The 11,615-nt window shown below is 69.5% G+C and carries 9 protein-coding genes and 1 tRNA gene; 9 read left to right on the top strand and 1 reads right to left on the bottom strand.

The annotated features are described in order from the left end of the window. Window positions 1-9: 9 nt before the first annotated feature. From BSP109_RS04735 to BSP109_RS04705, 7 genes are all read left to right on the top strand, one after another. Window positions 10-1,878 carry a serine/threonine-protein kinase gene (locus BSP109_RS04735; RefSeq protein ID WP_257944562.1) on the top strand — a complete coding sequence of 623 codons (1,869 nt, stop codon included), beginning with the start codon at window positions 10-12 and terminating at the stop codon, window positions 1,876-1,878. A 96-nt stretch (window positions 1,879-1,974) separates the two neighbouring features. Then, entirely contained in the window at window positions 1,975-2,850 is an 876-nt protein-coding gene (locus BSP109_RS04730) for a thioredoxin domain-containing protein (RefSeq protein WP_101599540.1), read from the top strand. A 96-nt stretch (window positions 2,851-2,946) separates the two neighbouring features. Further along, window positions 2,947-3,020: transfer RNA gene (locus tag BSP109_RS04725), tRNA-Thr, on the top strand. 94 nt (window positions 3,021-3,114) lie between these two features. After that, entirely contained in the window at window positions 3,115-4,665 is a 1,551-nt protein-coding gene (locus BSP109_RS04720; RefSeq protein ID WP_101599576.1) for a cell wall metabolism sensor histidine kinase WalK, read from the top strand. Continuing rightward, window positions 4,662-5,351 carry a response regulator transcription factor gene (locus BSP109_RS04715; protein ID WP_101599539.1) on the top strand — a complete coding sequence of 230 codons (690 nt, stop codon included), beginning with the start codon at window positions 4,662-4,664 and terminating at the stop codon, window positions 5,349-5,351. Before BSP109_RS04720 ends, BSP109_RS04715 begins: the two co-directional genes overlap by 4 nt. Window positions 5,352-5,412: 61 nt before the next feature. Then, a complete protein-coding gene (locus BSP109_RS04710) occupies window positions 5,413-5,883 on the top strand; it encodes a hypothetical protein (RefSeq protein ID WP_101599538.1) in 471 nt (156 codons plus the stop codon). 41 nt (window positions 5,884-5,924) lie between these two features. After that, window positions 5,925-7,424: an NCS2 family permease gene (locus tag BSP109_RS04705; protein ID WP_257944556.1), complete on the top strand. Its 1,500-nt coding sequence runs from the start codon at window positions 5,925-5,927 to the stop codon at window positions 7,422-7,424. Between the two features lie 93 nt (window positions 7,425-7,517). On the opposite strand, the gene BSP109_RS04700 is transcribed toward BSP109_RS04705, so the two are convergent. Next, window positions 7,518-8,384 carry an SGNH/GDSL hydrolase family protein gene (locus tag BSP109_RS04700; protein ID WP_087008820.1) on the bottom strand — a complete coding sequence of 289 codons (867 nt, stop codon included), beginning with the start codon at window positions 8,382-8,384 and terminating at the stop codon, window positions 7,518-7,520. A gap of 92 nt (window positions 8,385-8,476) precedes the next feature. Between BSP109_RS04700 and BSP109_RS04695 the strand changes: the two genes are divergently transcribed. Beyond that, complete coding sequence (locus BSP109_RS04695) at window positions 8,477-9,769, top strand: amidohydrolase (protein ID WP_180959611.1); 1,293 nt, start codon at window positions 8,477-8,479, stop codon at window positions 9,767-9,769. A gap of 41 nt (window positions 9,770-9,810) precedes the next feature. Continuing rightward, window positions 9,811-11,613, top strand: coding sequence for a threonine/serine exporter ThrE family protein (locus tag BSP109_RS04690; protein ID WP_246076132.1), 1,803 nt, complete (start codon window positions 9,811-9,813; stop codon window positions 11,611-11,613). The last annotated feature ends 2 nt before the right edge of the window (window positions 11,614-11,615 follow it).

Raw genomic sequence — 11,615 nt, 5'->3', positions numbered from 1 at the left:
CGCGTGGGAATGGAGGAACTGGGCGGATACCGCCTGATCGAGGAGCTCGGTGCGGGCGGCATGGGCGTCGTGCACCTGGGGATCGACGGCGGCAACAGCCCCGTCGCGGTCAAAGTGCTCCACCCGCACATCTCCAGTGATGAGACGGCGCGCCGCAGGCTCGCCCGCGAGGTGCGGACGCTGCGGCGCATCAAGCACCCGCGGATCGCAGAGGTGCTGGATGCAGAGCTCGAGTCCGACCGTCCCTTCATCATCACCGAATTCGTCGACGGCACGACGCTGTCCGAGGATGTGCGCGAGAATGGGCCGTTCCAGGAGGACGAACTCGTCCACTTCGGCCACGCCCTGCTGGACGCCCTCAACGCGGTCCACGACGCAGGCGTCATCCACCGCGACCTCAAACCCGCGAACGTCATGATCATGGACGGCGAACCGATGGTCATCGACTTCGGCATCGCGCAGGTCGCTGACGAGGTCAAGGTCACCGCGACGGGGCTCGTCATGGGGACTCCCGGCTATCTCAGCCCGGAGATCGCCGACGGCAAGCCGTCCAGCGAGAAGACGGACTGGTGGGGCTGGGCGGCGACGATGGTGTTCGCCGCGACCGGCCGGAACCCGTTCGGCTCCGGTCCGCTCGAAGCAGTGCTGGGGCGCGTCGCGATGGGACGGGCGGACCTCGACGACGTGCCGCCGCGGTTCGTGCCGCTCCTGCGCGCCTGCCTGGAGCCCAAGCCGGAGCGCCGCCCGTCGGGAGCCATGATCCTGCAGGCGCTCGTCGACATCGAGTCGGGACGCGTGCCGGAGCTGGGCGGCGGGACGAGCGCGCAGATCCCCCGCGCGGATGCGATAGGGGCCGCCGGCGCCTATCCGGGACAGCCGCGCGCGCACCACGGTCCACCGCAGACCGCCGTGGGCCTGCCCGCAGTCGCCCAGCAGGACGCCGGACCTCCCGGGCAGTACGGAGCCGGAGGCCCGCAGCACGGAGCCGCGGTCGGCTCGGCCGGCCCGCCGATGACAGGTCCTCCGGTCGGTTCGCCTCCCGCCCCGCCGCAGCGCGGTCAGGGATATGGACTGCAGCCGGGTGAGCGCCCCTACGGCGCCCTCACACTCGACGAGGCCGCGCGTCAGCGGCAGGGACAGTCCTCGCCGAACGGATACGTGGGAGCTGCCTACGCCGGTGGCCCCCACGGTCCCGGGCAGCCGGGACCGCACGGACAGATGCAGCCGTACGGCCAAGGCCGGCCTGTCGACGCGCAGGGCTACTCGCCGTACTCCGCGCGGGGCCGACGGCTGCCGGGCGCCGCCTGGTTCATGCTGGCGCTCAACCTGTTCGCGATCGCCTTCACCGCGCTGGGACCGCTGCTCGTGGCCATCGTCATGCTGCTGTGGCAGGTCGTGGCCCGCACCGCCGGCCGCCTCCACGCCGCGCAGCGGCGCCGGTTCGTGGAGTACGGGCCGCAGTCGGCGTCTGGCTGGTCAGCGGTCGCCCGCGCTCCCGGCTCCGCTCTCGCGTCGATCCTCACCTCGACCCTCAGCCTCATCCTCCCGACCGTCGCCGCAGCCGCAGCGGCTGTGCTGGCGTGGCTGGATGTCGTGGGGATCGTGCCGGAGGGGCGCAATGAGGAATGGGCCCTCTGGACTGCGGCACTGGTGTTCGGCGTGGTCCTGTGGCTGGGCCCCGGGTCGCAGAACCTGCGTCTGGGCTCACGGGTGCTCGTGGCGCCCCTGGTGCGGAGTCCGCGCGCGGAGGGGATATGGGCGATCGCGCTCGTCGTCCTCGCCGCCCTCGCACTCACGACGGCGCTGGGCGGGGCGTCCGCCGTGTGGTGGCCATCGCCGGAGAACCCGTTCGATGTCCTTCCGGAGCCGGGACTGTGAGACCACTCGTTCTGTGAGCGACCTGACAGTGGTCGACTGACTCCGGGCTGTAGCCTCGTACTGTAAAAATTCAAACGTCAACGATCATGAGGGCCCATGGCGAATCATCCGTCACCCAAGGACCGGCGCAACACCGCGCGGGAGCAGGCACGCCAGATCGCCGCAGCGCAGGCGAAGAAGGAGAAGACGGTCAAGACCATTCTCTACGTCGGCATCGCCGTGGTAGTAGTGGCAGTGGTAGCCGTCGTCGGAACGCTGGTCTGGCAGTCATCGCGACCCGTGGCGCCTCCGCAGGCGATGGTGTCCGGCACCGTCGCGTTCGCGGCGGGTGACGACGGGATCCAGGCAGTGCAGCCCTCGGGCGAGGAGGAGGGCGCTGACGTGTCCGACCTCCCGACGGCAGCGGACTCCGGTGCCGCCGAGGGCGCGGCCGTGGTCAAGGTGTACCTGGACTTCCAGTGCCCTGGCTGCAAGGCCTTCGAGGAGACGAACGGCCAGACGCTCACCAGCCTGGCCGAAGACGGTTCGATCGTGCTCGAGTACGAGCCGGTCGCGATCCTCGACCGCATGTCCAGCGGCAACGAGTTCTCGACGCGCTCGTCGAACATGACCGCCTGCATCGCGGACTCCGGCCAGTCGGAGCTGCTCCCCGATGTGATGCTCGAGCTCTTCGCGCAGCAGCCGGGCGAGGGCCAGACGGGCATGGAGGACGAGCAGCTGCTGTCGATCGCCGAATCGGCAGGTGTGGACGTCGACGCGGAGGTCGCCAACGAGGATTCCGCGACCGTCCGCGACTGCGTGACGGAGGTCGCCTTCGACCGCTACGTCGAGAGCAGCACGCAGGATGCGCTGAACGACGAGGGCCTGCAGAGCGCCCCGCACATCACCATCGACGGTGAGCCGTACCAGGGCGACTGGTCGAACCGCGAGACCTTCGCGGCGGACCTCATCCGCGCCTCCGGCCAGAGCTGAGTCTCCGGCCAAGCTATCGCGGCGGTCGGCGGGAACGCCCGCCGACCGCCGCGGCATGCGGCGCACCGCCCCATCGTCTACACTGGGTCGCCGTACGCCTCCTTAGCTCAGCTGGCCAGAGCATCTGTCTTGTAAACAGAGGGTCATCGGTTCGAATCCGATAGGAGGCTCCGAATCCGCAGAGCGCCTCTCCCATCCTGGGCGAGGCGCTCTGCGCGTCAGCGGGAGTTGTCGATCTCGCACCGATCGGCGATGCTGATGCGCATGACGCATGAGAGCGGCGGAACGGAGCACACGCCTCGTTCGTCGTCGACGGTGCTGCCCGGGCGTCGCACCGTCCGCGGACGGGTCCTCGCGATGATGCTGGCATTCATGCTCGTGGGACTCGCCGCCGCCGGCGCAGTCACCTACACCTCGCAGTTCGAGACGCTCGAGGATCGCGTCGATCTGGAGCTGCGGCAGGAGATCGATGAGCTCACACTGCTCGCCCAGCAGTCGATGGACCAGTCGCCCGCAGGTCTCGAAGAGCTCCTGAAGTCCGCCACAGCGGCGGTCGTTCCGGGCCAGTACGAATCCGTCCTCGCGCTGGTGGACGGAGCACCGCGCTACCAGCCGGAGGACCTGCCCTACTCCCTCTCCGACCAAGCGGTGCTCGAGCAGATCCGCCGTCACCGCGTCCCCGGTCGGACGGTCTTCGTCGGCCTCACCGTCGACGGTGAGGTGCATCGTGCCGCGGTGGCCTCCGTGTCCGTCGGCGGAGACGACCGGGAGGGGACGTTCGTCGTCGCCAACCGGATCTCCGTGCAGCGGGAGGAGATCTGGACGTCGGCCGGGATCTTCGCGGCCACGTCGTTCGGCGTCCTGCTCCTCGCCGCGGTCGCCGGATACCTGGTGAGCGGACGGCTCATGCGCCCGCTGGGGGAACTGCGGGAGGCAACGGAGTCCATCACCCCCGACGACCTCGAGATGCGGGTCACGGTCCCGGAGACCGACGATGACGTCGCCGCCCTGGCCCGCACGTTCAACACGATGCTGGATCGGATCGACGACGGATTCATCGAGCAGCGGCGCTTCATGAGCGATGTGAGCCACGAGCTGCGCACGCCTCTCACCATCATCCGCGGGACGTTCGAGACCACAGACGCGACGGACCCCGACGACGTGGCGGAGAGCCGGCAGATCGCGCTCGAGGAGGTCGAGCGGATGGACAAGCTGGTGACCGACCTGTCGACGCTGGCGAAGTCGCGGAGGCCCGATTTCATCCGCACCGCACCCGTCGACCTGGAGCAGTTCGGATCGCGGGTGCTGGCCCGCATCGAGCATCTGGGAACGCGGGACTGGATGCTGGAGTCCGATGCGCGCGGCACCGTGCTCGCCGACAGCGATCGCCTCATCCAGGCGGTCGTCCAGCTCGCGGCGAATGCCGTGCGGTTCAGCGCGGAGGGCTCCCGCATCCGCCTGCGCGTCACGACGATCGGCCGTCGACCGCTCCCCGGGACCGCCGATGCGGGGTCTCGCAGCATCCTCATCAGCCTGCGGGATGAGGGCGCGGGGATCCCGACCGACAGGCTCGATACGATCTTCGAGAGGTTCGTGCAGGTGGACTCCGGGAGTTCCGTGTCCGGAAGCGGGCTGGGCCTGTCGATCGTCCGGGCGATCGCGGAGGGGCACGGCGGGCGCGTCCACGTCGATTCCCAACCGGGGGTCGGCTCGGACTTCTCGCTCATCCTCCCGCTGCTGGAGGTGCCGCCTGTCCCATCGAGCCCACCCCAGTTCCCGAACCAGCCCCCACCCGATGCCAGGAGGCATGCATGAGGATCCTCGTCGCGGAGGACGAACCGCGCATCTCACGATTCGTCGCGCGCGGTCTCAAGGCCAGCGGATACACGCCGACCGTGGTCGACGACGGCATCACGGCACTTGACTATGCGAGCAGCGGAGATTTCGACCTCCTCGTGCTCGACGTCGGCCTGCCGCGGATGGATGGCTTCACCGTCCTGCGCAACCTGCGCGAACTCGGATCGACGATCCCCGTCATCATCGTCACGGCGCGGGACTCCGTCGAGGACACCGTGCACGGGCTGGAGGGCGGGGCGGACGACTACCTCTCGAAGCCCTTCCGCTTCGAGGAGCTGCTCGCGCGCATCCGGCTGCGGGCCAGAGCCGTCGGTGCGAACGGAGCGGCGTCCGCGGAGACCGCCTCGGCCGTGCTGGAGGCGGGCGATCTGTCGCTGGACGTGCGCACCCGCACCATCGCGGTCGCGACCGATACCGGCACCCGGCAGGTCGAGCTGAGTGCACGCGAGTACTCGATGGCACTCATGTTGTTCGAGCACCCGGGGCAGGTCCTCAGCCGCGAGCAGCTCCTGTCGCGCGTGTGGGGCTACGACTACGACGGCGCGTCCAATGTGGTCGATGTCTACGTGGGGTATCTGCGCAGGAAGCTCGGGGCCGAATCGATCGCGACCGTCCGAGGCTCCGGGTACCGCCTCGTCGCGTGAATGAGAGATCTCTCATCACCGCTTCACTGCCGATTCACACACGGTTGGAACAGTAGGTGGCATGAAGTCGGTGCAGGCCCCCATTCTGGTCGGCGTCGTCGGTCTGGTCGCCGCCGCCGCCTTCGTCATCGTGCCCCTGACCGATGACAACGGCGCCACGAGCCCGGGGATCAGCGTCGGTGAGACCACGGCACCCGCAGTGGATGACCCCGAGTCCAGCGATGGAGGCTCGATCCTCATCCGGAACGAGGACGGCACCGTCACCCGCCGCGATGCCGAGGACCTGCCGACGAGCAGCGCCTCACTCCAGGAGAAGCCCGCGCCCGTCCCTGCGGCTCGAGATTCGGGTGGCAGCTCCGGCGGCAATTCCGGCGGAGGCACCGGCGGCGGTTCCGGAGAGGTCTGCGAGTGGGACGACGGCGAGTGGGAGTGCGACGACGATGACGACGACTACGACTACGACGACTACGACGACGACGATGACGACGATGACGACGATGACGACGATGATGACGATGATGACGATGACTGAGGGGTTCTCCGCGCGAAGCGGCCGGACGCTAGCATAGAGCGGTGATTCCACAGAGCACTCCCAGCGAGCACGCGGCCGACAGCGCGAAGACCACCGGATTCCTCGATCGCTTCTTCGAGATCCCCACTCGCCATTCGAGCGTGGGCCGGGAGGTGCGCGGCGGTGTCGCGACCTTCTTCTCGATGGCCTACATCGTCGTTCTCAACCCTCTGATCCTCGGCACCGTCGCCGATTCCGCGGGTGAGTTCCTGGGCGGCGGCGACGTCCCGAACCTGCCGGCGATCGCCGCGGCGACCTCGCTGGTGTCCGGCCTGCTGACGATCCTCATGGGACTCGTGGGCAACTTCCCGATGGCGGTGTCCTCGAGCCTCGGCCTGTCCGCTCTGCTCACCTACGGCATCGTCGCGCTTCCGGGCATGACGTGGGCGGACGCGATGGGGCTCGTCGTGATCGAGGGCATCATCCTGCTCATCCTCGTGCTCACCGGCTTTCGCACCGCGATCTTCAACGCCGTGCCGCCGGAGCTCAAGACCGCGATCAGCGTGGGCATCGGACTCTTCATCGCCATGATCGGCATGATCAACGCGGGCTTCATCTCCTACGACGGCGGCCCGGGCTTCCAGCTGGGCATGGGCGGCTACATCTCCGGCTGGCCGCTCGTCATCTTCCTCGTCGCGCTCTTCGCACTCTTCGTCATGTGGGCGTCGGGACTGCGCGGCGCGATCCTGCTGTCCATCGTGGGCGCCACGGTCCTCGCCCTGGTGCTCGAGGCGATCTTCCGGGTGGGGCCGAAGACCGGCGCTGACGGCGAGCCCGCGAACGAGCACGGCTGGGGCCTCTCCGTCCCCACACTCGACCAGCAGTGGCTGTCGCTGCCGGACTTCTCCGTGCTCGGCTCCTTCAACCTCCTGGGCTCATGGCAGCACATCGGCATCATCGCCGCGACGCTCGCGGTCTTCACGATGCTGCTGGCGAACTTCTTCGACCTGCTCGGCACGATGGTGGCGGTCGCGAAGACCGGCGGGATCGAGGACGTGGACGGTGAGATCCCTCATTCCCGGCGGATCATGGTCGCAGACGCGCTGGGCGCGATCGGCGGCGGCATCGGCGGCACCTCGTCGAACTCCGGCTTCATCGAGTCGACCGTGGGTGCCGGCGACGGTGCGCGGACCGGACTGGCGAACGTCGTCACCGGCGTGCTGTTCCTCGTGACGATCCTCCTGGCCCCGCTGGCCGCGGTCATCCCGACGGAGGCGGCGGCGCCCACCCTGGTGCTCGTGGGCTTCCTCATGATGCAGCAGATCACGGACATCGACTGGAAGGATCTGGAGCTCGCGATCCCGGCCTACATGACGATCGTCATGATGCCGTTCTCCTACTCGATCACGAACGGGATCGGGGCGGGGTTCCTCACCTACGCGATCATCAAGATCGTCCGCGGGCGGATCCGCGAGGTGCACCCCCTCATGCTGCTCACGAGCGCGCTCTTCCTCGTCTACTTCGTGTCGGGCCCGCTGCAGGACCTCCTGGGCGCGGCCTGACGGCCAGCCCTGCCCACGCCAGTCCCACCCACGCCGGACCTGCCCCGGCAAGCCCTGCCCCAGCCAACACCGCCCAAGCCAGTCCCGCCCGGGTCAGTCCTGCCCCGGATCCTGCCCGTCCGCGCCGCGCACGCGCGTGAGGGTGGGCAGCTTCGGTTCCAGCCCGTCGCCGCTGGACACGCCACGCAGCCGGCGCGATACCCAAGGGGCGAGGTGGGTCCGCACCCACGTCGTCTCCTCGGCCACCGCCTGCCGCACGGGACGCCCTGGCCGCTCCGGCATCGCGAAGCCGCGGCGCGTGGCCGCCGTGCCCTCGAGCGTCGCGAGTGCCTGCCGTGACACGAGCTCGTGCCCCAGTGCGCTCAGGTGGATGCGGTCGTCGGCCCACATCTCAGAGCTGTAGAGGTCGCGCAGGCCCCACAGGTCGAGCATGTGGCAGCCGTGCCGCTGGGCGATCGTCCAGAGGTGGCTGTTGAAGATGGCGACGCGGGACCGCACCGCACGCAGCAGGGGCGACGCGGTCTCCGTGTCGTAGCCGGTGGCCATGAGGACCTCGACCCCGGCCTCGCGCAGCCGGACGACAGCGGATTCGATCTCTCCCGCCAGCGCGTCGATGTCCGTGTATGGACGCAGGCAGTCGTTGCCGCCGGCGACGATGCTCACGAGGTCCGGTGCCAGTTCGAGGGCTCTCGGCAGCTGCTCGGTCAGCACCTGGTCGGCCAGGCGGCCGCGGATCGCGAGGTTCGCGTATGCGAGGTCGGGTGAGCCAGCCGGCGAGGTGACGAGCTGCTCGGCGAGCCGGTCCGCCCATCCGCGGAACCCGTCGCCGGGGTCGGTGTGCTCGGAATCGGCGGCGAAGTCCATGAGTCCTTCCGTGAAGGAATCGCCGATCGCGACGTAGCGTGAGAAGCGTGCTGCCACTGTGATCTGCCTCCTGATCGAGGTGGTGAGGGGAGCCATCGGGCCACTCCGGACGATACCGTTGAGGTACCACCGGATCGTTGGGTCACCACCGATCCAGTCCAGCGCAGCATCGCCACACAGGAGGCGCCGTGTATCGATCCGTACCCGTTCCGACCGTGCGAGACCTGGCCGTCGTGGGTGCCCGCATCCTTCCCGTCGCGGATGCCGCGGGCCGTCGGGCCGCGCCCATCGACGACGGCGTGCTGATCGTGCGCGCCGGCCGCATCGCTGCCGTGGGCACCGCCGCCGAGGTCCCGGTCCCGGACGGCATCGACGTCGTGGACGGTGCCGGGATGGTGCTGACCCCGGGCCTCGTGGAGGCCCACGGGCACCTGGGCGTGCACGAGGACGGCGAGGGCTGGTCCGGTGATGACACGAACGAGATGACGGTCGTCAATGGTGCCGCGCTGCGTGCGCTCGATGCGATCAATCCCGCGGAGCTCGGCTTCAAGGATGCGCTGCGCGGCGGAGTGACGAGTGCTGTCATCAAGCCGGGCTCGGGCAACCCGATCGGCGGTCGCACGACGGCGATCAAGACATGGGGCCGCGTGGTCGACGAGATGGTGATCCGTGAGGACGTGTCCGTGAAGTCCGCGCTGGGGGAGAACCCCAAGCGCGTCCACGGCGACCAGGGCCGTCTGCCGTCCGTCCGCATGGGGGTGGCTGCGGCGCTGCGCGAGGCGTTCGTCGGCGCGCAGAACTACGTGGCGGCGCGGGCCCATGCTGAGGCGGAGGGGAAGCCCTTCGACCGCGATCTGGGCAAGGAGACGCTCGCCGCAGTGCTCGCGGGCGACCTCGTGTGGGACCAGCACTGCCACCGTGCCGATGACATGGCGACGGCCATCCGGCTGTCCGAGGAGTTCGGCTACCGCCTCGTCATCAACCACGGCACGGAGGGGCACGTCCTCGCGGACTTCGTGGCGGAGAAGGGGATCGACGTGATCGTCGGGCCGCTCATGACGAGCCGGTCGAAGGTGGAGCTGCGCGAGCGCACCCTGGCGACTCCGGCGGCACTGGCGAATGCGGGCGTGCGCATCGCGCTCACGACCGACCATCCCGTCATCCCCATCAACTTCCTCATCCATGAGGCATCGCTGGCGGTGAAGGAGGGCCTGGACCCGGTGGTCGCACTCGAATCCCTCACGATCAATCCTGCTGTCATGATGGGGCTGGATGATCGCGTCGGCGCTCTGGCACCGGGCCTCGACGCGGACTTCGCGCTCTGGACGCAGGACCCGCTCGAGCTGGACGCGCGTGCCGCCCGCGTGTTCGTCGACGGGCGCGAGGTCTTCCACTACGACGAATCGACGGGGATGGGAGAGGTCGCCGACCCGTTCGGCACCACTCGCATCGCAGAGCCAGGAGGCAGCAGGACGCAGTGACCGAGGACGACAGCCCCCGCAGCACCTCACACTCGAGGCGCGTGGACCCTGAGCAGGGCTCAGGGTCCCCTGAGGCGATTCCTCCCACCGGCCCCATCGATCCCACCGGTCACAGCGGTGAGGCGGGCACCGCTCCGACGGGCGGGCGCCTGCCGCAGTCGGAGGCCGGCACGGCGCCCACCGGCGGTCACCTCCCGCCCTCCGAGGCCGGGACGGCAGCCACGCGCAGGGTGGGCTCGCAGCGGGCGCGGTCCGGGACCTCGGGCGCGGATGCGCAGGGGTCGCAGCGGGCACGGGTCAGCGGATTGCTGGGCCGATCGAAGCAGTCGGGGTCGGGGAACGCCACGAGCGCGGCGCGCGCCGCCCAGCGGATCGCGCGGCGGGCGGTGGAGAAGATCGTCGAGGACCCGTCACCCACGACCCAGCCGATCCCGATCGTCGCGGTGCTGCGGGGCACGCCGTACTCCGCACCCGTGCAGGCGTCCGCCAAGAGCGAGGACGAGGCGCGGATGATCCTCGACCTCGCGGTCGACATGGGGCAGATGATGCTGCGCGCGGGTGCTTCGTCACAGGACGTCGAGGTGTCGGTCATCGCGACGTGCACCGCCTGCGGACTGTCGACGGCGGAGGTGGACCTGACCTCGAACTCGCTCACGGTGCACTACACCGACCCCGAGGGCCGGATGGTCACCGTCATGCGCGTCAACCGCGAGGACTCCGTCCACTTCGCGAAGCTGTCCGCCTTCCACGCGCTCGTGACCGACCTGGTCGACGGCAAGATCGACTACGAGCGCGCCCGCGAACGGCTCGACGCGATCCGCAAGCAGAAGCGCCCCTACCCGGAATGGCTGGTCGACATCGCCTGGGGCGCGCTGGTCGCCGGGGTCGTGAACCTGGTGGGCGGCTCGCTCATGTCCTCACTGCTGGGCTTCTTCATCGCGATCGGCAATCAGCGGTTCGGCGCACTGCTGAACCGCACGGGGATGCCCGGCTTCTTCATCACCGTCATCCAGGCCACGACGATCACGGTCCTGTCGATGGGGGCCGCGACGCTCGACGTGATCGCCAGACCGCAGTTCCTGGTCGCGGCGGGCATCATCCTCCTGCTGCCGACCATGGCGCTGGTGTCCGCGGTGCAGGACGCGCTCACGGAGTTCCCCCTCACCGCATCCGGTCGGGCCATCTCCGTGGGATTGACGTTCGCCGCGATCGTCGCCGGCATCGCCGCGGGCATCATGATCGGACGGGCCGCCGGCCTGCGCACGATCGAGGTGATCCTGCCCGGCACCGGCACCCAGTTCCTCACGACCCTGCTGTCGCTGGTCGCCGCGCTGCTCGTCGCCGCGGGCGGTGCGATCGGCATGCAGGCGCAGAAGCGTCTGATCATCCCCGCGGCGGTGATCGGGCTCGCGGGCTTCGCGGTCATGGTCGCCTGCCTGGTCGCCGGGATGAACGGCATCCTCACGAGCTTCGTGTCCGCGACGCTCGTGGGCCTCCTCGCCCGTCCGGTGGCCCTGCGGTTCGGCGCACCGGCGATCGCGCTCGTGGTCCCCGGCATCTACCCGCTGCTGTCCGGCCTGTCGATCTTCAACGCCGCCTTCCTCATCGTGCAGCCGGAGGAGTCTGTCGGGCTCGCCCAGGGGCTCTCGTCGCTGTTCACCGCCCTCACCGTGAACGCTGCGCTCGCTGTGGGCGCGGTGTTCGGCACGTTCCTCGCGACCTGGATGCCGTACGGGCAGGGCCGGCGCGCGAAGGCCGTCGACACGGCGGTGGACAAGGCGGAGACCGCGGATACCGCGAGCTTCGACCGCAGCACCCCCACGGACACCGAGAACCGGTACTGAAC

Source organism: Brevibacterium sp. Mu109 (assembly GCF_900169375.1).
GTDB classification, from domain to species: Bacteria; Actinomycetota; Actinomycetes; order Actinomycetales; family Brevibacteriaceae; genus Brevibacterium; species Brevibacterium yomogidense_A.
Note: the sequence above shows the minus strand (reverse complement) of the source record. Positions and strands in the feature narration are given on the sequence as shown.

Excerpts from the sequence above, each read along its gene's own strand:
- BSP109_RS04700 (WP_087008820.1), bottom strand. The coding sequence starts at position 8,384 with ATGGCTCCCCTCACCACCTCGATCAGGAGGCAGATCACAGTGGCAGCA.
- BSP109_RS04730 (WP_101599540.1), top strand. The coding sequence starts at position 1,975 with ATGGCGAATCATCCGTCACCCAAGGACCGGCGCAACACCGCGCGGGAG.
- BSP109_RS04720 (WP_101599576.1), top strand. The coding sequence starts at position 3,115 with ATGACGCATGAGAGCGGCGGAACGGAGCACACGCCTCGTTCGTCGTCG.
- BSP109_RS04715 (WP_101599539.1), top strand. The coding sequence starts at position 4,662 with ATGAGGATCCTCGTCGCGGAGGACGAACCGCGCATCTCACGATTCGTC.
- BSP109_RS04710 (WP_101599538.1), top strand. The coding sequence starts at position 5,413 with ATGAAGTCGGTGCAGGCCCCCATTCTGGTCGGCGTCGTCGGTCTGGTC.
- BSP109_RS04735 (WP_257944562.1), top strand. The coding sequence starts at position 10 with ATGGAGGAACTGGGCGGATACCGCCTGATCGAGGAGCTCGGTGCGGGC.